Raw genomic sequence first — 22,086 nt, forward strand, 5'->3', positions numbered from 1 at the left:
ACTAAGGGGAAATCCGGTCAGCCTTCTGGGTTCCCCCTCAGCCAATAGCAACTCTTATTGGTATCTTGGGAGAGTGGTCTCTCCTTTACCCGAGACGGTTAACCCTGATGAACCCCTCTCACCTGCTCAAACTCAATCAAGGACTCCTGGCTCGAACGGCTCTCTTAGGCTTGGGAGCCATTGTCACTGGGGGGTTAAGCAGCCCCGTCGCCGCAATTGGGGAGAATGTCAGCTATGGCCTGACTACCAATAATCTGGGGACGTTACTGGATAAATTCCGCAACAGTGGCAGTATCTTACGCAACCAAGATATCGCCAAAGCCGCTGGCCGCACCGTGGCCAAGACCTTGGAGGAGCAAGTTAGCCCCCACTACCCCGAGATTCAAACTCGGTTAGACGATTTCGCCGCTAAAATCGAGGACTATTGGCTGCAATGGGCCGAAGAAACGACAAGCCTCAACCTGTTTGAAACCCTCCAGGAAGACCAACTCTATCAGATTTTCAGCCAACAACCGGAGCAGTTTAGCCAGTATCAGGTCCTGCCGGAAGCGGAATGGCGGGAAGTGGTCACCTGGTTATTTCAACAGGGATGCGAGAACCGGGTGTTGCTGGATGATGTGGAGAGTTATCAAGATGTCATCGCTAATTTGGCAGCGGAATTAGCCACCAACTTCAATAAACACCTGCGCCAAGTCCTGAAAGACGATGCCAACAACGGCGGGAAAGCGTTTGTGGGGATGTTGTTTGACCTGCATGGGGCGACCTTGGCACAAATTGCCGAAATTCGGGAGGTTTTACCCCAACTCGCCACTCGTCAGGATATACGCCGGGTATTGGCGGCCATTTCCCAATTACAACACCCGAACCCCCCCGCACCCCCCACCCCTTGGCACGGTTTAGGGGCTGTGGATACGGTTCCCCAACCTCCCCCTCATTTTCTCCCCCGTCCTGAAGATATGGCGGCTTTAAAACAACGACTGTTGACCCCCAACCATCAAACCCTAGTAATGACGGGACAGGGGCAGAAAGTGGGGGTGCAGGGGATGGGAGGACTCGGGAAAACCGTGTTAGCGGCAGCCTTAGCCCGGGATAACGAGGTGCGGCGACAGTTTCCCGATGGGATTATCTGGCTGACGGTGGGGACTAACCCGGACTGTCTCGCCCTGTATCAACGCCTTGCCAACACCTTGGGGGAAACCAACGCCTATCTGGAAGGAGAACCCCAGTGGAATGCCTATCTCTCCAATCTGTTGCGGGAGAAACGCTGTTTATTGGTTCTCGATGATGTCTGGTCACAACGGGAAGCCGAGCGATTTGTGGCGGTGTTGGGGCCGGACTGTCGCCTGTTGCTGACGACGCGGGATGCCCGGTTAATTGCCGGGTTGGGGGCCAATGGCTATGAGTTGGGGATGCTGGATGAGACCCAAGCGCGACAATTATTAGCCAATTGGGCGAGAGTCCCTGTCGAAATGTTACCCCCAGAAGCCGAGGCGGTGCGGAAACATTGCGGAAATTTGCCCTTAGCCTTGGCTTTGGCTGGGGCGCAAATTGGCATGGGCAACAGTTGGGCGGATTTGCTGACGGCCTTGGATGCGGCGGATTTACACTTTCTCGACCATCCCTATGGCAGTATTTATAAAGTCATCAAAACCAGTGTGGATCAGTTAGCCGCACCCTTGCAACAGGCTTATTTAGAGTTAGGGATTGTGGCAGCGGATGTGCAAGTGTCCGAGGCGGCGTTAGTCAAGTTGTGGGGACGGCGGGGGGATATGCCGGACTATCGGTTGCGGCAGTGGTTGACGGAGTTGGCGCAACGGGCGTTAGTGTTTGTGTCGGGGGAGTCGCCCTCGCGGTGGATGTCGTTGCATGACGTGCCGCAGAAGTATTTACGGGAACAGGTGCAGAATCCGGCGAAGTTGCATCGGGACTGGTTGCAGAGTTATGGCGGTGGCAGGTTTCCCTGGACGGGGGCGGAGGTGGCGGCAGAGGTTTATCTGTATCAGCAGGCGCTTTATCATTTCCGAGCAGCGGGGGAAATGGAGGCGTTTCGGCGGTTGTTATGGGATTTTGATTGGTTGCAAGGGAAGTTAGCGGCGACGGATATTCGGGCGCTGTTGGCAGATTTTGAGGCGGTGACGGTTGGGGAAAGTCGGAACAGTGGGCTGAAGCGGCTGGAAGGGGCGTTGCGGTTATCGGCTCATGTGTTGGAGCAGGATAGCAGTCAGTTGGTTAGCCAGTTATGGGGGCGGTTGTTGTCCTTTATTGATACTTCCCCACCCTATCGCTATTTTTGGGAAAAAATCCCCGTCGTTGGGCAATACTTGCCGAAATATCAGCAGCGTCGAGGGAAGTCTTCTCCTGAACTTGAGCAGCTATTGCACCGGGCGAAACAACGGCAAGAAAAGCCCTGGTTTCGTCCCCTTACCGCTAATCTTACCCCTCCAGGGGGGCCACTGATTCGCACCCTCAGCGGGCATAGTGATGGGGTAACAGCAGTAGCCATTACCCCCGACGGGTTCCGAGCCGTCTCGGCATCGTGGGATAACACCCTGAAACTTTGGGATTTGCAAACGGGGAGGGAACTGGCTACCCTCAGAGGCCATAGTTGGTCGGTAGAAGCAGTAGCGATCGCCTCCGACGGGTTCCGAGCCGTCTCGGCATCGTGGGATAACACCCTGAAACTTTGGGATTTGGAGGGGGGGACTGAACTGGCCACCCTCAGCGGGCATAGTAACTGGGTAAGAGCAGTAGAGATCGCCCCCGACGGGAAACGAGCCGTCTCGGCATCCAGGGATGAAACCCTGAAACTGTGGGATTTGGAGACGAGGACGGAACTAGCCACCCTCAGAGGGCATAGTGGCTTTGTAACAGCAGTCATCACCCCAGATGGGAAACAAGCGGTCTCGGCATCATCGTTTAATGGAACCCTGAAACTGTGGGATTTGGAGACCGGGACGGAACTGGCCACCCTCAGCGGGCATAGTGACGATGTAAATGCAGTAGCGATCACCCCCGACGGGTTCCGAGCCGTCTCGGCATCGTCGGATAAAACTCTGAAACTGTGGGATTTGGAGACGAGGACGGAACTGGCTACCTTCAGCGGGCATAGTAGTGCGGTAAATGCAGTAGCGATCACCCCCGACGGGAAACAAGCTGTCTCGGCATCCGATGATAACACCCTGAAACTGTGGGATTTGGAGAGGAGAACGGAACTGGCCACCCTCAGCGGGCATAGTGAACTGGTACTAGCAGTAGCGATCGCCCCGGACGGAAAACGAGCGGTCTCGGCATCGTCGGATAAAACCCTGAAACTGTGGGATTTGGATACCGGGACGAAATGGTTCGACTCCCCTCACCAACCACTCGCCACTCTCAGAGTGCATAGTAGTGCGGTAAATGCAGTAGCGATCACCCCCGACGGGAAACAAGCCGTCTCGGCATCCGATGATAACACCCTGAAACTGTGGGATTTGGAGAGGGGAACGGAACTGGCTACCCTCACCGGGCATAGTAGTGCGGTAAATGCAGTAGCGATCACCCCCGACGGGAAACAAGCCGTCTCGACATCGTCGGATAAAACCCTGAAACTCTGGAATTTGGAGACCGGGAGGGAACTGGCCACCCTCACCGGGCATAGTAGTGCGATAAATGCAGTAGCGATTGCCCCCAACGGGTTCCGAGCCGTCTCGGCATCCGGCTCGTTGTTTGGTTCAGAAGATAAAACCCTGAAACTGTGGAATTTGGAGACCGGGAGGGAACTGGCCACCCTCACCGGGCATAGTGGCGTGGTAAATGCAGTAGTGATCGCCCCGGACGGGAAACGAGCCGTTTCCGCATCTAATGATAAAACCCTGAAACTTTGGGATTTGGAGACCGGGAGGGAACTGGCCACCCTCACCGGGCATAGTGGCGTGGTAAATGCAGTAGCGATAAGCCCGTTGGGCATAGCTTCGCTTACCGCCCCCGACGGGTTCCGGGCCGTCTCGGCATCCGATGATAACACCCTGAAACTGTGGGATTTGGAGAGGGGAACGGAACTGGCCACCCTCAGAGGGCATAGTAACTGGGTACTAGCAGTAGCGATCGCCCCCGACGGGAAACGAGCCGTCTCGGCATCCAGGGATGACACCCTGAAACTGTGGGATTTGGAGACCGGGAAAGAGTTAGCCACCTTTACCGGGGAAGCTGCGATGAAGTCCTGTGCCATTACACCGGATGGGGTGACGGTGGTGGCGGGGGATGAAGGGGGTCGGGTGTATTTTCTGCGGTTGGAGGGGTTGAGGGGTTAAGATCACTGTGGACTCTCTAATTTTGTGAAAATTACCGAAATATATCAACTGATTCACTCATGGAAATTGCCAAAGTCTCCGAAACAGGACAGATTATCATTCCACCAGAAATGCGGAAACTCTATAGCTTGGAGGTGGGGACAGAAATTATCTTGACTGATACAGGCAAAGGGATTTTAATTCAGCCCAAACCGCCTTTTCCTCCTACTACTTTAAATGAAGTAGCCGGGTGTTTGAAGTATAACGGTTCACCCAAAACCTTAGAGGATATGGAATCTGCTATTAGCCAAGGCATTCAGGAGCAATGGCATGATTGCAGTTGATACCAATATTGTAGTTCGGCTTCTGACTCAAGATGATCCAGTCCAATATCAAAAAAGTCTAGAACTTTTTCAAAACCCGGAAATCTTCATTTACAACACCGTTATTCTAGAAACCGAATGGGTGCTGAGATTTGCCTATAAGTTTAAAGTAAATCAAGTTTGTTCGGCTTTACGGAAACTTTTGGGATTACCAAATGTTTACTTAACTAACCCGATGTTAGTTCATCAAGCCCTACTGTGGCATGAAAATGGTTTGGATTTTGCCGATGCTTTGCATCTAGCTCAAAGTCAAGATTGCGAGCAATTCTACACCTTCGATGAAAAATTCATTAAAAATACCAGAAAGCTAACCAATTGTGAAGTCAAAAAAACCAGGCGATTAAGAAAAGATAATAAAAATGGTGGGACAGGTGTATTTTCTGCGGCTGGAGGGGTTGAGGGGTTGAGAAAGGGGGTTGCTTAACCCGATGGGAGTGAGGCGGCAAAGGTTAGGGCAGCAACCGGATTGCTGGGATGTGGGTGGGACGGGTTGGTTCTGGCGGAAGCTTGCGATAAAATGAAAACTGTCCCACTTAACCCACTGTCCAAATCGCTCTTTTTTAAATTTATGATGACACTTACAGAACTACTCCCAGCTATTAAGCAACTTTCACCCCTTGACAAAATTAAACTGATTCGTTTGTTGGCTGAAGAAATGGAATCACGAGAAAAAATTGCCCCTTTAGAACCCGGTAAAGCCTATAATTTACCAACTCCTTACAATAGTTTTGGTGCGGGGGCGATTCTGATGCAGGTCATAGAGTCCAGTGATGAGGCTTAGTAACAATGCGATTTTTTTACTCTACCACTGATTCATCTCAAAATGAATTTGATAGCCTGCCGCGAATCCCCATGATTATTCGGCGATAAGGTCAGACGGTTGAAGCCATTGGATTAGTTGATAGTGGTGCAACGGTAAACGTTATGCCATTAGATATGGGACAACAATTAGGGGCTGTCTGGGAAGACAAAAAGTCAATCATTCAACTGACTGGTAACTTAGGAAAGCAACCCGCGATACCTTTGTTGGCAATGGTTCAAATTGGCGATATTCCACCGATTCAGTTGGTGTTTGCTTGGACAAAAAACCTCGATACATCTCTGATTTTAGGACAAACAAACTTTTTTATGGAATTTGATGTGTGTTTTTACCGTTCCCGGATGGAATTTGAGGTTAAACCTAAGTCTCTATAAACGGTAGGGCGTGCCTAATTCATGTCTGAAACTGGAAGGTAAACTATTAGAGACAAACCATTAAAATTAAAGCAATCATTTGGCAAGAAAAAGATGTTTGGTGCGGTTCAGTCCCCGCCCTTCCCGGTTGCCACACCTGGGCATCCAGTGAGTAAGACTTGTTAGTTATGCTCGCAGATGCTGTTCAGGGTTGGCTCGAAGTTGCCAGCGAAGAACCAGAAACCACTCCAGAAAAACAACTGATTGAATTGTCTTTATGAAGTCCATTAGGGTTAGGGATAATTGAGAGATTTGAGGGTTGATGGTATCTCCTCAATTCTAGCAACTCTGCATCAAGGGCGATCGCACCGGGTCAAATGGCGATCGCACCACGGGAAGCCATGGGAGGACAGAGGAACGGGGTAGAAGCCGTTGCGATCAGCCGGTTGGGCATAGCTTCGCTGACCGACCCCGACGGGAAACCAGCGGTCTCGGCATCCTTAGCTATAATGGGGAGAAAGCAGATTTCTGGAGAAAGTGATGCAAATTACCTTAAACAAGCAACAAGAGGAGTTGATCGCTGCCCAGTTAGCCCAGGGCAATTTTAACCATCTTGATGAAGGGGTCAATGCCGCGTTTAAATTGCTAGAAAAACTGCAAACTGAATACCAAGACTGGCTCACCGAAACCCGTGCTAAAGTACAATCTGCCGCCTTAGAATTGGATCATGGCGAAGGCTTGGATGGGGAAACCTTTGTTTTAGACATTCTGGATCGTTTTCACACCGGATCTCCCTATCCGCCAGTCAAGATTTGAACCAGATTTGCGAGTATTTTTTAACCCCAAATCTGACAGCCGTGGAGCGTTCTTTGCATAATTTAACCAGAAATGCAAATACTTAACCCAGTTCTCTTATCTAGGGAAAAGTTACGATTATTTATGGGCGGATTGGCGCGGTTTACCTTTAGATGGCTACATTATTTTTTATCAGGTCAGAGGGTAAATGGTGGAAATTTTGCGGGTTGTCCATGGCAGACAAGACCTAGAAGAATTGTTTAGAGATTGATAAATCCAAGGATGAAACTATGCTAGAAATCACCCTAAATTGGAAACCTGACCCCCAAACTTTGACCCAACTGGTGCAGGTAGCCATACTCGAACAGAAAAGTTTAGAGACTCTGTTGGATGAGGCAATTAGCCAATATTTACAAGCCAATTTAACCCCTAAACCCCTTTCTGACTCTCCCACTCCCCCTGACCCGTTCCTGGATGGTCTATATGATGGTAGCCCGGAACTAGGCACGGAAGCTGAAGCCATCCTCACCGCAGAAGTGAAATCCTCTTCGGGTTTATCATGGAAAAAATAGGGGCGATCGCTGATACTGGATTTGTAGTTGCCTTGCTCAATCGCAAAGATCGCCAGCACGTTGCTGTTGCCACAATTTATCAACAGCACCCAACCATTGCCCTACCCCAACCCGCCTTGACGGAAATTGCCTATTTGTTAGGACGAGATGCGGGAATTCCTACCGTAGTTCAATTTTTGCGTTCCCTCGACAACAGCCGATTTCAAGTCATTTCCCTAACTTTACCCGACACTCAACGAGTTGCTCAGATTATAGAAACCTATCAAGATAGTCAGATTGATTTTGTTGATGCTTGCGTCATGGCGATCGCCGAACGGTTGAACTTGCAAACTGTCCTCACCTTAGATCGTCGAGATTTTAGTATTTTTCGCCCTCAGCATTGTTCAGCCTTTAACCTGCTGCCCTAACCTGTGGGGGAAGATGAGAAAGGGGGTTGCTTAACCCGATTGGGGTGAGGCGGCTAAGGTTAGGGCAGAAACTGAGTTTCTTTCCCTGCATCCGAATCACCAACCCGACGGCTATGATGGCAAGAACAAACCTCTGGAAAAAAGGTTTCATCGTCAATACAGCCATAGTATTGCGCCAGGGAATTATCCTCGTTTCCAGAGGTGCTTTCTACGGTGGGTGTTGCTTGTGGAAAAGGCGGGGGAGTTGGCTGTAAAGATTCCACCAAGAGTTTGAGCAATACCCAGCGATCGCCTGGAGGTAAGTCTAAGACTTGTTTTTGCAATTGTTGGAAGGTCATTAGGGTTAGGGATAATTGAGAGATTTGAGGGTTGATGGTATCTCCTCAATTCTAGCAACTCTGCATCAAGGGCGATCGCACCGGGTGAAATGGCGATCGTATCCTAGCCAGGGGAATTTGTAGCACAGAAGAGTTATTCTGTCGATTCCAGTTGATAGCGATCGAGATTTACCGACTGGAACCTTAAGAAGCATTCTTAAAGATGCTGGGATGACAGAGGACGACCTGCAATAAACCTCGGTGGGGTTGAGAAACCGGGTTGCTTAATCAGATTTTGGTGAGGATGCAAAGATTGTCCGAGAAACTCGATTTCTTTCTGCAATAGTCGGTGGGTTGTCGGTGGGTGTGGGAGTGTGATAAACTATATTCGAGGGATAAATTGAGGAAAATCACCGATGCAAATTACCATAGACCTACCGCCTGACCTTGAACAAGACCTCATTCGTAAAGCCACACAATCTAATATTCCCCTGCCTACTTTAATCCTGCAAGTTTTACGCCATCAAATGCAAGCGCCACCGATTTCAAATTCTCAATGGTCAGAGGCGATTTTGTCTTATCAAGGAGTCCCTGATTTCCCCGCTTTCGAGTCCTATCGGGATGAATTCTTCCCCCTCGCGAAGAGAAACTATTTTGATGCAATACCTCCTCGATACCTGTGTCATCAGTGACTTCATCAAAGGCGAACCGGGTACTCAAGGCAGAATCCAGCAAACCGCCCCAGTTAACATTGCTGTTTCCTAAATTACAGTGATGGAACTCAACTATGGTTTAATCCTCAATCCACAGCGGGCAGAAAAAATCAAACCGATTATTCTCAGTTTTCTGTCTTCTGTGACAATTCTCCCTTTCACAACCGCTGAAGCTGAAAAAGCGGCTGAAATTCGTGCCATACTCAAATCTCAAGGACAGCCAATTGGGGCTTATGATGTCTTGATAGCCGCCACTGCACTGCAACATCAACTGATAATGATTACCGCCAACCCACGAGAATTTAATCGCGTTGTGGGTCTTAAAACTGAGAATTGGCGACAGACCTAGATGGGGGTTAGAAACCGGGTTTATTAATCGAATTTCGGTGAGGAGGCAAAGATTGTCATAGAAACCGAGTTTCTGTGGTCTAAGTGGCTGGGATGATTTGCTCAAAGCCTTAACCTGATGAGAACTCCAACCCGCTAACTTTCCCAACGAGGGCTATTGGCTGGTTGCGGTCTTTGATCGACACTTCAGGGCGATCGCACCGGGTGAAATGGCGATCGCACTACGGGAAGCCATGGGAAGACAACATTAGCAGGCTCAGGGAGGTTTACCCGCTTTCCAAGAGCGCGATCGCACTATGCTCAATCTGCCTGAGAGCTGCGATAATGGATAGAATGAGTACAAAGTTCTGGGTGAATTGGCAATGACTGAGTTGCTTGAGGGTGCGATCGCCTTTGTTACCAGCCTTACCTGAAAGTAAGCAGAACGCGATCGCTGCTCGTTTACTTACTCAGATGCTAGAATAGAGCAGCAACGCTGTGTTATTAGCAATAGAGCCATGTCTAAAACAATATCTAAAAACTCTTTTACTCCTGTGATATTTTCAGATTTTCTCGCCGACTTCTCAGCCATATATAGCAATTCTGCGTAAGTGATAATGCTAATTCCAATCACGTTATTACGCTTATTCTGTAAACTATTAATGACTTGAACATTGCCATTAATAATAGAGCTACAATGGTTCGTATCTAGCAAGTATTTCATGCCATCAAAACTGGGTTTCTGAGCGAGTTTCATAAACGGAATTAAGGCATTCTTCTAGGTCATCTCCCTGCCAAGTCCCGGCAACTTCGAGTAAATCCTTAGCGGTTTTCCCTCTTTCTAGGGGAGGCAATTTTCTCAAGGACGATGCTTGAGTGGGTTCGGACGCTTCTAGGGAGTCGATAAACTCACTCACAAGGGCAAGTCTTTCCGGTGAGAGGTTGTTCAGTTGGTTGGCGACTTTTTGTCGTAATTCAGTTGTATTCATGGTTGGTTTTAGCAATAATGAAGACTGAAGATATCAAACACTTGTGATAAACTTAGATAACGGCGGGATGATAACCCTTAATCCCTGAGCAATATCTCTCCCAAGGGCGGCGGTTCGGGAGGGGGGGCGCTGCTGAAGCTGAGTTCCTCTTCTGGGGGGAGTTCCCAGGGGCTGCGGGCAATTGCCGCTGCCTCCAATCCGGGCTGTAATTGCTCTAAAAACCCTCCCTCCGGTTCGCAGGCCGTTAAAACCAGTTTATCCCGCGATCGCGTCAAGGCCACATATAATAACCGTAGCGATTCCTGAGCTTCCCGTTGTCGCTGAAGTCGCTCCAAATAAACATAGAGAAACGGCTTTCCTTCCCGTTCAAAGTCATCACTAAACCGCACCGCCAAGCCAATCTCCGGATCGAATAACACCCCCTCACTGCGGGCCGAGGGTTTCGCTGACAAATCCCCTAAAATCACTCGTTTCCACTCTAATCCCTTAGAGCCATGAATCGTCATCAAAGAAACAGCGTTACTGGCATCGAGGGGAAGTCGGGGGATGGCCGCCTCCATGGCCCGCAACCGCTGTAACCGCCGCACAACGGAGTATAAACTCCCATCCCCCCTCTCTAACTCCCGCACAAACTCGCGAAATCCCCGCCAATCGGCCAAACGACGACGGCAACTTGGTAAATTGGCTAACACGGCAGTATATCCCGTTAACCGATCGCCCTGCTGCAACAGTCTCGACGGCGACTCCTCCCGGGCCAACTGTCGTAACTCCCCTAACACCGTCACGGGAGAAATCCCGGGAATCTCCTCCGCCTCGCAGTCAAGGGCGGCCCAATCAACCTGTTGCAACCGTTGCCACCAGGTTAAGGCAGAATTGCCATCCGTCTGTTGTTTAATTAAAAGGAGAGCGCGATCGCTCAAGGCAAAAAAGGGACTTCGCAACACCGCCACCAACGCCCGATCATCTTCAGGATGACACACGGCCTCCAACAAAACCATGGCATCCTTCGCTTCCCGTGTCTCCAACAAGGAACCGCCCCCCGCCAAAGCAATGGGGATTCCTCGGGCTTCCAACGCTTCAGCATAAACGCCCAGGGGGGCATTGGCCCGGGCTAAAATGGCAATCTCCCCCGCCGCTACCTCGCCGCTGTTCAGCCAACCTTGCACTAAATCGGCGATGCGATAGGCTTCCGCTGCCCGTTTCTGGGCTTTGGGCCAGGTTGGGGCCTCCGGGAGACAAAACACCTGCACATCCGGTTCCGTCTCGGGAATCTCATCCCGCGCCGAGGTTAGGGATTGGTGTAATTGCTTCAGCAGGGGGCGAAAAATGGTATTAATCTGTTCAATCAGCCGGGGATGGGTGCGGAAACAAAGACTTAGGGCGACTTCCTCCCCTCCCTCCTCTTGAATCTGTCGTCGCATCTGCTGAAAGACTTGGATATCGGCCCGGCGAAAACTATAGATGGATTGTTTCTCATCGCCAACCACGGTGAGGGTGGCTTGTTGGCTTAAGGCCCGCAGAAACTTCCCCTGGGTGGGGTTCGTGTCTTGAAATTCATCGACTAAAATGGCTTGGAAGCGATCGCCATACTCGCGACGAATCCTCTCATCCTGTAAGGCTTCTAAGGCATAGACTTCTAAATCGGCAAAACATAAGACGCGATCGCCCCGTTTGCGGGCCTGGAGTTCTCGCCAAATCCAATTAAAGGCCTCCTGGAGAGGGGGCAACAATTGGGCTAAATCTTCATCCAACTCCCCCAATTGCAACACATTGAGTTCCGCCTCATAGGGTTTAACTAAATCTCGCAGGGCTTTTAACTGTTTACGGATTACCTCTAATCCCCCCGCCGTCCAATTTTTCTTACTGCCCCGTTCCCGGCTGAAATTGCGTTCAATGAGAATTTTGAGGAGTTGGGGCGATCGCTCCCCTCCCTGGAGGCGACAGAGGGCGGTATAGACCTGTTGCCGAGCGGGTTCCAGGCTATCTTTCCCCCGGCCACTATACTGGGGCAGAATCTGCAAACTTTCTTGAATCAGGGGATGGTTGACAATTTCAGCCAAGATCTCCTCTTGAAGCTGTTGGGCTAGGGCGGGCCAAGATTCTGGGGAATGCTTCAAGGCCCCTTGAACTGAGAGCGGATCGTCGAGGAGTCGGGGTAGACTGGCCTGGAGAAGATGATAGGGAACCTGTTCGTAAAGAGGTTCCGGGAGACGATTGAGAACCTTGAGACTGGCTTCCTCAAACCAGAGTTGACTCTCTACCTCATCCAAAACTCGGAAATCTGGGGGTAACCCTAAGTCGAGGGCGTGATCGCGACAAATTTGGGCAGCGAGACTGTGAAAGGTGCAAATGGGCGCGGCGTCAAGTTCGGCAAGAATCTCTGGGTAATCGGGCATCTCTTGCATAATCATCTCCCGAATGCGCGATCGCAGTTCCAAGGCAGCCTTCTCGGTAAAGGTGACCGCAACCACTTCTAGGGGAGAATAGCCATCATCCCGCAGATGATGGAGATACCGTTGGGCCAACATATAGGTTTTCCCAGTTCCTGCCCCAGCGGTGACGGCGACACTGCCTTTGGCGTAAACGGCTTGGTGTTGTGCGGGGGTTAAGGGCATAGGAGAAGAGATAATAGGGGAACCACGGAGTCACAGAGGGCACAGAGGAAGAACAGGGCAAGAACCGAGGGAAAGATGTTCGGGCAATCGGCAAGTGGTGTACCGTTGAAATTTTTCCTGAAACCCCTTGCTTTGTCGATTCCTTTGTCGCTAAAATAAGCAGGAGCAGATCGCCCATCTGCCCTCACATCTGTTCAATACCGTTAGCCACTCTTCCTATAATAGGCTGACATGATAATAGGGAATTGCCCAGTTTCGCTACGAAATCTGGGTTATTCCCGTTGGCTGGGCTTTTTCTGTATTAAGACCTTCCTATAGATTCTTTTATGAGTCGTTCCACCATTCAACCTGCCCTCATCACTCACGTTTTGCCAGGTTCCATTGCGCAAGAAATTGGCTTTCAGGCGGGCGATCGCCTCGTCTCTATTAACGATATTCCTCCCCGAGACTTAATTGATTATCAATTTCTTTGTGCCGATGAATTTCTTAGCCTGAAAGTTCTCGACAGCGACAATCAACTCCATGAAGTGGAAATTGAGAAAGACTATGACTCAGATTTAGGCTTAGAGTTTTCTTCAGCCTTATTTGATACCCTGATTCAATGCAATAATCGTTGTCCCTTTTGCTTTATTGACCAAAAGCCCTCAGGGATGCGGGATACTCTCTACCTTAAAGACGACGATTATCGTCTCAGCTTTCTCTATGGGTCTTATCTTACCTTAACCAACCTTCCTGCCTCAGAATGGGAACGCATCGAACAACTGCGACTCTCTCCCTTGTATGTTTCCGTACATGCCACCGAACCGGAGGTGCGATCGCGCCTTCTAAAAAACCCCCGCGCCGGACAAATCCTAGAACAGTTACAATGGTTTCAAGACCGACGCTTACAAATCCACGCCCAAGTCGTCGTCTGCCCTGGAATTAACGATGGGGTTCATCTCGAACGCACGCTACAAGATTTAGCAAAATTTGGTAAAAACCTCGACGATGACGACATCCCCGCCGTCGCTTCCGTCGCCGTTGTTCCCGTCGGCTTAACCCGATTCCGCCCCCCCGAAGACGAACTAACTCCCGTCTCCCCCAGCAACGCCGAGGACGTCATCCAGCAGGTTCAGGCCCTACAACCCCAATTCCGAGAACAGTTAGGCTCCAACTTTGCTTGGTTAGCTGATGAATGGTTTCTCCTCGCCGGCCGAGAAATGCCGGAACGGATTGATTACGAAGGCTATCCCCAAATCGATAACGGCGTCGGTTCGATTCGCCTCTTCCTGGATGAATTTCGCGACATCGCCTCTAAAAAACTTCCCTCGAAGGTTCATCCTCCCCGTCACCTCACCTGGGTAGTAGGGAATGCTGTCAGAACCGCCTTTGGAGAGATTCTGCAACAACTCAACGCTGTTGAGGGGTTAACCGTCGAGATGTTAAGCCTCAATAGTGAGTTTTGGGGACAAGACATTAGCGTTACTGGGGTTCTCACTGGTTCCGATGTTAGACGAGGCTTGCAACACCAACGAGATCATCTCGGCGATGGCATCATTCTCCCCACCGTGATGCTTAAACATGGAGAAACCCGCTTCCTCGATGACGTCACCGTCGAAGACTTAGAACAAGAATTTGGTCATCCCATCCTCCTCGCCAACGGAACCCCAGGCCTCATCCAAGCCTGTCTCCACCCCCTCCCTCTTCCTCTGTGTTCTCCGTAACTCCGTGGTTCCCCCCTCCTCCCCCTCAATGATGCTAACCAGCCTACAAAACCCCCTCATCAAACAACTGCGCAAACTCCAGCAAGCCAAACACCGCCGCCTCCAGCAGCAGTTTCTCCTCGAAGGAACCCACCTCATCGAAGAAGCCAGCCGCCACCAGTATCCTCTCCATGTTCTCTGTCATACTCCCGCCTGGGGCGATCGCCATCCCCAACTGCTGAGGCAACTCCAGGCCCAACGCACCGAAGTTGTCAGTGAAGATGTCTTAAACGCCCTCGCCACCACCGTCAATCCCGATGGTGTCCTCGCCACCGCCCCCCAACCCCCCTCATCTTCCCCCCAATTATTGCCCTCGGGGGTGGGGTTTGCCCTGGAACGTCTGCAAGATCCCGGAAATTTGGGAACTCTCATCCGTACCGCTGTCGCCGCCGAAATTCAGGGAATCTGGTTAAGTCACGATAGCGTCGATCGCACGTCCCCCAAAGTTTTACGGGCCTCAGCGGGAACCTGGTTTCAGATGCCCATGCTTCCCTGTGAGAACCTCATCACCACCGTACAAACCTATCAAACCCAGGGGGTGCAAGTGGTGGCTACCTGTTTAGATAGCCCCCTTCCCTATTGGAATGTCAACTGGAAGCAGCCGTCCTTGATTCTTCTAGGAAATGAAGGGGCAGGATTATCTCCCCAACTGCTAGAATTAGCCGATGTGCAGGTCACCATTCCCATCAGCCCCAACGCCGAATCTCTGAATGTGGCCATCGCCGCCGCCCTGCTCGCCTTTGAAGTCAAGCGACAACGACAGGGTTGAGTTTCCTGGCTAGGCTAATCCTCATCTGGGGGATTGAGGTTTTTCGATTCCAGGAATTTTTCAATATCGGCGATCGCATCCTCCCAAATTGCCAAATCCGTGGGCATATCACTGGGCGGTTCCACGGGTTTAGCCTTGGATGGCTGAGATTCCCTGGGTTTGCTGTTCATAGCTTGACGTAACTGTTCCAGAGTTTCCTCAAACGTTGATTCGGCATCCGGGAGATCGGGCGTGTTAGGTTCCATAAGTCGAGAAAGAAGCAAGGGGAAAACGCTGTCTCGGCGTTACCCAACCAAGACTAGGCTACCCAATTTAGGCAATAAAGCAGGCGATCGCGTCATGTCTCGCCGATCCTAACAAACTTTTTTCTCCCCTCCTAATTCCCCCCCCCGGCCGCGAGGAGTTGTCTGATTGCCCCCGTACAGTCGAAAATGGGGAAGCTAAACGCACAGAGAAACTACTCATGAGTCAAGGGTTTGATTACGATCTCATTATTATCGGTGCTGGTGTGGGGGGCCATGGTGCAGCCCTTCATGCTGTCGCCCAGGGGCTAAACACTGCCATCATCGAAGCCGCTGAAATGGGCGGAACCTGCATCAATCGCGGCTGTATTCCCTCTAAAGCCCTCCTAGCCGCCTCCGGGCGTGTACGGGAACTCCGTCAAACCCAACACCTGCGATCGATGGGAGTTCACGTCGGGGAGGTTCAATTTGATCGCCAGGGAATCGCCAATCACGCGGATAACCTGGTAAACACCATTCGCGACAATATGACAAATAGCCTCAAACGCCTGGGGGTAGATATTATCCAAGGCTGGGGCAAAGTCGCCGCCACCCAAAAGGTAACCGTGGAAACTCCAGAGGGGGAAAAAACCTACTGTGCTGAGAATATCATTCTCGCCCCCGGTTCGGTTCCCTTTGTGCCTCCGGGGATTGAGATTGATGGTAAAACGGTTTTTACCAGTGATGATGCCCTCAAACTGGAGACAGTTCCCCCCTGGATTACCATTATTGGCAGTGGCTACATTGGTTTGGAGTTTGCCGATGTCTATTCTGCCCTGGGTTCGGAGATTACCATGGTGGAAGCCCTCGACAAACTGATGCCCACCTTCGATCCCGATATTGCTAAAATCGCCAAGCGGGTATTGTTAGATGCCCGCGATGTGGAAACCTACGCTGGTGTCTTCGCCACGAAAATCACCCCAGGAACTCCGGTGATGATTGAATTGACAGATGCCCAATCGAAGGAAGTGGTGGAAGTCTTGGAAGTGGATGCTTGTTTGGTGGCGACGGGGCGAGTTCCCGTTACCGATAAGCTGAATTTAGACGCGGTGGGGGTGGAAACCGATCGCCGAGGCTTTATTCCCGTCAATGACGATCTGCAAGTTACCGCCAATGGGGAACCGGTACCTCATCTCTGGGCCATTGGTGATGCGACGGGTAAGATGATGTTAGCCCATGCCGCTTCGGCGCAAGGGGTTGCGGTGGTTGAGACGATTCAGGGGCGCGATCGCCAAGTGGATTATCGCAGTATCCCAGCGGCGGCTTTTACGCATCCGGAAATCAGTTTTGTCGGTTTAACGGAACCCCAAGCTAAGGAGTTAGGGGAATCGGAAGGTTTTGAGGTAGGAACCGCCCGCACCTATTTCAAGGCCAATTCTAAAGCCTTGGCGGAAGCGGAAACTGACGGGATTGCCAAGATTATCTACCGTAAGGATACGGGGGAATTGTTGGGGGTTCATATTATCGGTATTCATGCGGCGGATTTGATTCAAGAGGCTGCCAATGCGATCGCCAATCGGCAATCGGTGCGGGAGTTAGCCTTTAATGTGCATACTCACCCAACCCTGTGCGAAGTTTTAGATGAGGCATATAAACGCACCTTAGAAGCGGCGTAGTTGCCAGACGTCTAACGCTCTATTTCCTGTCGTTGTGGCCAGTATTCCCTCCCACAGCGACAGGGAAACTCTGAATTGTTAATCATCACTCTTGCCTCCTTGTTACGCCCCTTGGAAAATGTCAAAGTATTGTCACATCGGCTTCATAATTTGCCACAACGGATGGGTTAGTCTATAAAAACCGATGTATGGGGAAACCTCCTAAGATGTACCAAGATATCCTGCAAATTCTCAATCGTAATGCCGCCTGGATACAGTGGAATCTACTTCTGGCCTTTATTCCGCTGCTGCTGAGTTTTTATTTATTCAAGCCAACTCAGGGGTTGGGCTTACGTTGGCTAACAGCCTTTTTGACGGGCATTTTAGCGGCATTATCCTTACCATCAATCACGGCAATTGTCAAGATTTTACTAGAGCAAGCTTCTCTCCTGTATCTCATCTTTGGACTGCTGATAACGTCAGGAATTGCGGGGGTCGATTCTCTCTGTTTTCCAGGGCGATCGCGCTCGACGATGTGGTGGTTTGGCTGTATTTTTTTCATCCTCTTTCTCCCCAACGCCCCCTATCTCCTCACCGATATTATTCACTTAATTGAAGATATCCGGCAAACCCGTTCCATTTGGGTGTTGACGCTTTTTGCCATTCCTCTCTATATGGTTGTTTTGGGCTTAGGATTTGCCGCCTATACCGTCTCCTTAGTCAATGTATCGAGTTACCTGAAAGCCCAACAGCTTTCTCGTTGGATTCTACCCACCGAATGGACTATTCATCTTCTGAGTGCGATCGGCATTTGTCTCGGACGATTTGAACGTTTCAATAGTTGGGATATTTTCACCAATCCTCGCCCGGTAATTCGGCAACTTTTGGACTATTTTACCAATCCTTACGACTGGCTGATTATTGGGATTAGTTTCCTAATTTTGATGGCTTTGTATTCCCTGACGAAGTTTATCATTCAATCCGTGGCGATCGCCCATGATATTCGGGTCACTCAATAACTATGAGGACACCTTGAGCTGCTGAGCCGTATTAATCAACTTCGACTTAATACGCTTAATTAGAGAATGCTGACCATCAATATCATAATAACGGGCCTTAGGCTGTGTCATCAACAGACTTGACAAAAAACCAAATGACGACCGTGAAGCAAATATCAAATTATCACAAGCAGCCAGTAAATATAAATCCACCAAAGCCTCAATTCCATTCTCTACTAAATCCCCACACTCTTCCGGATTTTGATGTAATCGCTTTCCCGACTCGGAAAACCACTTATCCGTTGAAATCACATTCGGAAATTTGCCCTTAAATAAGGACAAAACCTCCTGAGAATCCGTTGCCAAGAAGATTTTAAAATTGGTATGTTGTAAGAGAGTCCATCGAGTAATTGAGCGCACCGCAAACTCCACCTCAGCTAAAGGAACTTTCATATCAGAATAGCGAATATGAACCCCTACCATGTAATCCGAAAAATATGCCTTCTTGAACTCCTCAACTCGTTCTTTTATATCTTTTTTCAAAAATAAATTTTCTTGTAAAATAGACTTTAAGATGTCCCGAATTGTTGAATTGGCTAACCGATGAGTTTCCTGAGCCAACAACGGACGCATGAGATTGATTTTATGGGTGTACGCCGATAACACCAAAATATCGTCCTGGGAATCAAGGCGAGAGACATCAAATGACATATCCGAATAGCCCGTCAAGCCTAACTCAGTACGCAAAGACCCCAACGAGCGATGAAGTTGATGCTTCCAAATTGCCGGATAAACCGAATCCGTCTCCGGTAACACGTCCACCGACTGAGCCGGCGGACAATCAAAATAGCGAAAAAATAAATTAGTTCCCGTATTGGAATAACTGCCATCTCGCCAATCTACCACCAACTGTCGCCCACTTAACTGAGCGTATAAAATTCCTGTCGCAACGGCAAAGACTCGGTTGCCGATGCCCGAAGTTCCTTTGACGACAATGTACTTAGTCATAGTTTTTACGGATTAAATCACCACGATCCTACACAGGAAAATAAGTTCGTCAAGGGAAGCGAAACCCGCCAAAACCGACTTAAAAGCCTCAAAAAGCTCATTTTCCCCTAAATTTCGCCAACTAAACACCTCAGTAATTTCAAGGAGTCCCCCCTAAGCCAAGTCAAGACATCGCCACATCCGGCCTATCCCAAGCCCGAGAAAATTCGTTACCTTGAAAAGAGAATCCCTCGACACCCTAGCGGTTACCCCCCCACTCACCGTAGGATTTTAAGAATCATCACCCAAACTTGACCGCTACAACCGCAGCCAAGGGGTATTGTCGTTTGAAGTGCAAGGAGAACCGAACCTAATGCTAGACGCCTATCGTCAACACGCCACCGAACGGGAAGCCTTGGGCATTCCCCCCCTACCCCTCACCGCCGAACAAACCTCAGAACTCTGTGAACTCCTCAAAACCCCCCCCGAGGGCGAAGAAGGGGTCCTGATGACCCTTTTGCGCGATCGCATTCCCCCCGGCGTAGACGAAGCCGCCTACGTCAAAGCCGGATTTCTCACCGGAATCGCCAAAGGAGAAATCGACTGTCCCCTCATCTCCCACCAGGGTGCCGTCTCCCTCCTCGGAACCATGGTGGGCGGCTACAACGTGCAGTCCCTCGTCGAACTGCTCAAATCCCGCGACAGCAACCTAGCCGCCGCCGCCGCCACCGCCCTCAGTACCACCCTGCTGGTTTTCGACGCCTTTAACGACGTTTTGGCCCTATCCGACGTGAACCCCCATGCCAAACAAGTCGTCGACGCTTGGGCCAACGGAGCTTGGTTCTTAGACAAACCCAAAGTTCCCGAAGCCATCACCGTCACCGTCTTCAAAGTTCCCGGCGAAACCAACACCGACGACCTCTCCCCAGCCCCCCACGCCACCACCCGCCCCGACATTCCCCTCCACGCCCTCTCCATGCTGGAGTCCCTGATGCCCGAGGGGATTGAAACCATCGCCAAACTCAAAGAAAACGGCCATCCCGTGGCCTATGTCGGTGATGTCGTCGGGACCGGTTCCTCCCGCAAATCCGCCATCAACTCCCTGTTATGGCACATCGGTCATGACATCCCCCATGTTCCCAACAAACGCTCTGGTGGCTTTATTCTCGGCGGAAGTATCGCGCCGATTTTCTTCAACACCGCTGAAGACTCCGGTGGCTTCCCCATCGAGTGTGACGTCACCCAAATGGAAACCGGGGATATCATCACCATCCATCCCTACAGCGGCGAAATCACCAAAAACGGCGAACTCCTGACCACCTTCACCGTCAAACCCAACACCATCCTCGATGAAGTGCGGGCCGGCGGACGGATTCCCCTATTGATTGGTCGCAGTCTCACCGACAAAACCCGCGAAGCCTTGGGCCTCGACATCACCGACCTCTTCGCCCGTCCTGAAATCCCCGAAGTCAGCGATAAAGGCTTCACCCTGGCCCAGAAAATGGTCGGCCAAGCCTGCGGACTTCCCGGTGTGCGTCCTGGAACCTCCTGCGAACCCGTCATGACCACCGTTGGGTCCCAAGACACCACCGGGCCCATGACGCGAGACGAACTCAAGGAACTCGCCTGTCTCGGCTTCTCCGCCGACCTCACCCTACAAACCTTCTGCCACACCGCCGCCTATCCCAAACCGGTGGACATCAACACCCACAAAGACCTGCCCGACTTCTTCTCCACCCGAGGCGGTGTTTCCCTGCGTCCCGGGGATGGCATCATCCACTCCTGGCTCAACCGGATGCTACTACCGGATACCGTCGGAACCGGCGGCGACTCCCACACCCGTTTTCCCTTGGGGATTTCCTTCCCCGCTGGTTCAGGGTTAGTGGCCTTCGCCGCCGCCTTGGGAGTCATGCCCTTGGATATGCCCGAATCGGTGTTAGTGCGCTTCACCGGGGAATTACAGCCCGGTGTCACCCTGCGGGATATCGTCAATGCTATTCCCTGGGTGGCGATTCAGGATGGGAAACTCACCGTCGGCAAAGAGAACAAGAAAAACCTCTTCGCCGGGCGGATTATGGAGATGGAAGGACTGCCCGATTTGAAAGTCGAGCAAGCCTTTGAGTTGACGGATGCCACGGCTGAGCGGTCTTGTTCCGGTTGTACCATTAAGTTAGGGACTGAAACGGTTTCCGAGTATCTGCGATCGAACGTGGTGCTGTTGAAAAATATGGTGGCTCGCGGCTATCAGGATGCGCGCACCCTCATGCGTCGCGCCGCCAAGATGGAGGAGTGGTTAGCCAATCCTGAGTTAATGTCGGCCGATAAGGATGCTGAGTATGCGGACACCCTAGAGGTGAACCTCAGCGAAATTACCGAACCCATTGTCGCCGCTCCCAATGACCCGGACAATGTCAAGTTGATGTCCGAATGTAGCCATGACAAGATTGATGAGGTCTTCATCGGCTCTTGTATGACCAACATTGGTCATTATCGGGCAGCGGCGAAGGTGTTGGAAGGGGCTGGCCCCGTGAAAGTGCGGCTTTGGATTTGTCCTCCCACCCGCATGGATGAGAAGCAATTGCGTGAGGAAGGGGTCTATGGAATCTTCGCGGCGGCGGGTGCGCGCACGGAGATGCCGGGATGTTCTCTCTGTATGGGGAACCAGGCCCGAGTGGAAGATGAGGCCACAGTCTTCTCCACCTCGACTCGTAACTTCAATAACCGTATGGGTAAAGGGGCGCGAGTCTATCTGGGGTCGGCGGAGTTAGCGGCAGTTTGTGCGCTACTGGGCCGCATTCCCACGAAGGAGGAATATCTGGAGATTATGAAGGATAAAATCGACCCCTTTGCGGATGAGTTGTACCGCTATCTCAACTTCAATGAGCTGGTTGGCTTTGAAGATGAGGGCCGCGTGATTCCTCTAGAGGAGATGCCCAAGATTGAGGATATCTTAGGGATGCCGGCTGGAGCGAAGTAAGCGCCTGAGATTAACCTGGGGAGACCTCCAGAAACCGGGTGTCTTGAAGACACTCGGTTTCTCGCTAAACAACATGCCGAACAGGAAGCTTCGGAGATTTACCAGGCAATTACTGATTTAGATCATGGAGTTTTAAAATGGCTACAGCAACATTATTGAACTACGAAATAGAAAAAGG

General features: G+C 50.9%; 21 protein-coding genes. 15 read left to right on the forward strand and 6 right to left on the reverse strand.

The annotated features are described in order from the left end of the window. Positions 1-107: 107 nt before the first annotated feature. The 8 genes from NEA10_RS07970 to NEA10_RS08005 all read left to right on the forward strand — a co-directional run bounded on the left by NEA10_RS07970 (position 108) and on the right by NEA10_RS08005 (position 7,598). Positions 108-4,289: an NB-ARC domain-containing protein gene (locus tag NEA10_RS07970; protein ID WP_252664792.1), complete on the forward strand. Its 4,182-nt coding sequence runs from the start codon at positions 108-110 to the stop codon at positions 4,287-4,289. A 59-nt stretch (positions 4,290-4,348) separates the two neighbouring features. Next, the gene (locus tag NEA10_RS07975; protein WP_252664793.1) at positions 4,349-4,612 is read left to right on the forward strand and encodes an AbrB/MazE/SpoVT family DNA-binding domain-containing protein; all 264 of its coding nucleotides are present in this window, start codon (positions 4,349-4,351) and stop codon (positions 4,610-4,612) included. Beyond that, entirely contained in the window at positions 4,599-5,075 is a 477-nt protein-coding gene (locus NEA10_RS07980; protein ID WP_252664794.1) for a type II toxin-antitoxin system VapC family toxin, read from the forward strand. The genes NEA10_RS07975 and NEA10_RS07980 overlap by 14 nt, the downstream gene beginning before the upstream one ends. A gap of 144 nt (positions 5,076-5,219) precedes the next feature. Beyond that, positions 5,220-5,432, forward strand: a complete 213-nt coding sequence (locus tag NEA10_RS07985) for a hypothetical protein (RefSeq protein ID WP_006621148.1) — start codon at positions 5,220-5,222, stop codon at positions 5,430-5,432. 143 nt (positions 5,433-5,575) lie between these two features. After that, positions 5,576-5,845 (forward strand): hypothetical protein, encoded by a 270-nt coding sequence (locus NEA10_RS07990; protein WP_252664795.1) that lies wholly within the window; start codon positions 5,576-5,578, stop codon positions 5,843-5,845. A gap of 519 nt (positions 5,846-6,364) precedes the next feature. Further along, on the forward strand, positions 6,365-6,640 hold the full coding sequence (locus NEA10_RS07995) for a type II toxin-antitoxin system ParD family antitoxin (protein WP_252664796.1): 276 nt from the start codon (positions 6,365-6,367) through the stop codon (positions 6,638-6,640). 269 nt (positions 6,641-6,909) lie between these two features. After that, positions 6,910-7,191 carry a hypothetical protein gene (locus tag NEA10_RS08000; RefSeq protein ID WP_252664797.1) on the forward strand — a complete coding sequence of 94 codons (282 nt, stop codon included), beginning with the start codon at positions 6,910-6,912 and terminating at the stop codon, positions 7,189-7,191. Beyond that, positions 7,179-7,598 (forward strand): type II toxin-antitoxin system VapC family toxin, encoded by a 420-nt coding sequence (locus NEA10_RS08005; RefSeq protein ID WP_252664798.1) that lies wholly within the window; start codon positions 7,179-7,181, stop codon positions 7,596-7,598. Before NEA10_RS08000 ends, NEA10_RS08005 begins: the two co-directional genes overlap by 13 nt. Positions 7,599-7,657: 59 nt before the next feature. Here the strand turns inward: NEA10_RS08005 and NEA10_RS08010 are convergent, their stop codons facing one another. Next, complete coding sequence (locus NEA10_RS08010) at positions 7,658-7,936, reverse strand: hypothetical protein (protein ID WP_252664799.1); 279 nt, start codon at positions 7,934-7,936, stop codon at positions 7,658-7,660. A gap of 138 nt (positions 7,937-8,074) precedes the next feature. Here NEA10_RS08010 and NEA10_RS08015 point away from each other — a divergent pair, with 138 nt between their 5' ends. Both NEA10_RS08015 and NEA10_RS08020 read left to right on the forward strand, forming a co-directional pair. Beyond that, positions 8,075-8,170: a type II toxin-antitoxin system HicA family toxin gene (locus NEA10_RS08015; protein WP_374111901.1), complete on the forward strand. Its 96-nt coding sequence runs from the start codon at positions 8,075-8,077 to the stop codon at positions 8,168-8,170. A gap of 519 nt (positions 8,171-8,689) precedes the next feature. After that, complete coding sequence (locus NEA10_RS08020) at positions 8,690-8,977, forward strand: PIN domain-containing protein (protein WP_252665315.1); 288 nt, start codon at positions 8,690-8,692, stop codon at positions 8,975-8,977. A 444-nt stretch (positions 8,978-9,421) separates the two neighbouring features. On the opposite strand, the gene NEA10_RS08025 is transcribed toward NEA10_RS08020, so the two are convergent. The 3 genes from NEA10_RS08025 to NEA10_RS08035 form a co-directional block, all read right to left on the reverse strand. Then, positions 9,422-9,712: a type II toxin-antitoxin system VapC family toxin gene (locus NEA10_RS08025; RefSeq protein WP_252664800.1), complete on the reverse strand. Its 291-nt coding sequence runs from the start codon at positions 9,710-9,712 to the stop codon at positions 9,422-9,424. Next, on the reverse strand, positions 9,684-9,944 hold the full coding sequence (locus NEA10_RS08030) for a hypothetical protein (RefSeq protein ID WP_252664801.1): 261 nt from the start codon (positions 9,942-9,944) through the stop codon (positions 9,684-9,686). The genes NEA10_RS08025 and NEA10_RS08030 overlap by 29 nt, the downstream gene beginning before the upstream one ends. Before the next feature lie 77 nt (positions 9,945-10,021). Further along, the gene (locus NEA10_RS08035) at positions 10,022-12,559 is read right to left on the reverse strand and encodes a UvrD-helicase domain-containing protein (protein ID WP_252664802.1); all 2,538 of its coding nucleotides are present in this window, start codon (positions 12,557-12,559) and stop codon (positions 10,022-10,024) included. 326 nt (positions 12,560-12,885) lie between these two features. Between NEA10_RS08035 and NEA10_RS08040 the strand changes: the two genes are divergently transcribed. Together NEA10_RS08040 and NEA10_RS08045 are read left to right on the forward strand one after the other, a co-directional pair. After that, a complete protein-coding gene (locus NEA10_RS08040; protein ID WP_252664803.1) occupies positions 12,886-14,262 on the forward strand; it encodes a TIGR03279 family radical SAM protein in 1,377 nt (458 codons plus the stop codon). A gap of 28 nt (positions 14,263-14,290) precedes the next feature. Further along, positions 14,291-15,070, forward strand: a complete 780-nt coding sequence (locus NEA10_RS08045) for a TrmH family RNA methyltransferase (RefSeq protein WP_309494807.1) — start codon at positions 14,291-14,293, stop codon at positions 15,068-15,070. Positions 15,071-15,084: 14 nt separating this feature from the next. Here the strand turns inward: NEA10_RS08045 and NEA10_RS08050 are convergent, their stop codons facing one another. Continuing rightward, positions 15,085-15,315: a hypothetical protein gene (locus tag NEA10_RS08050; protein WP_252664804.1), complete on the reverse strand. Its 231-nt coding sequence runs from the start codon at positions 15,313-15,315 to the stop codon at positions 15,085-15,087. A 218-nt stretch (positions 15,316-15,533) separates the two neighbouring features. On the opposite strand from NEA10_RS08050, the gene lpdA reads away from it, so the two are divergent. Together lpdA and NEA10_RS08060 are read left to right on the forward strand one after the other, a co-directional pair. Further along, the gene (lpdA, locus tag NEA10_RS08055) at positions 15,534-16,967 is read left to right on the forward strand and encodes a dihydrolipoyl dehydrogenase (RefSeq protein WP_252664805.1); all 1,434 of its coding nucleotides are present in this window, start codon (positions 15,534-15,536) and stop codon (positions 16,965-16,967) included. Positions 16,968-17,173: 206 nt separating this feature from the next. After that, positions 17,174-17,965 (forward strand): DUF1361 domain-containing protein, encoded by a 792-nt coding sequence (locus tag NEA10_RS08060; protein WP_252664806.1) that lies wholly within the window; start codon positions 17,174-17,176, stop codon positions 17,963-17,965. On the opposite strand, the gene NEA10_RS08065 is transcribed toward NEA10_RS08060, so the two are convergent. Next, positions 17,966-18,952, reverse strand: coding sequence for a nodulation protein NodZ (locus NEA10_RS08065; RefSeq protein WP_252664807.1), 987 nt, complete (start codon positions 18,950-18,952; stop codon positions 17,966-17,968). A gap of 352 nt (positions 18,953-19,304) precedes the next feature. On the opposite strand from NEA10_RS08065, the gene acnB reads away from it, so the two are divergent. Then, complete coding sequence (acnB, locus tag NEA10_RS08070; RefSeq protein WP_252664808.1) at positions 19,305-21,908, forward strand: bifunctional aconitate hydratase 2/2-methylisocitrate dehydratase; 2,604 nt, start codon at positions 19,305-19,307, stop codon at positions 21,906-21,908. Positions 21,909-22,086 lie beyond the last annotated feature (178 nt).

Origin of the sequence: Phormidium yuhuli AB48 (assembly GCF_023983615.1) — a bacterium.
Lineage (GTDB): Bacteria > Cyanobacteriota > Cyanobacteriia > Cyanobacteriales > Geitlerinemataceae > Sodalinema > Sodalinema yuhuli.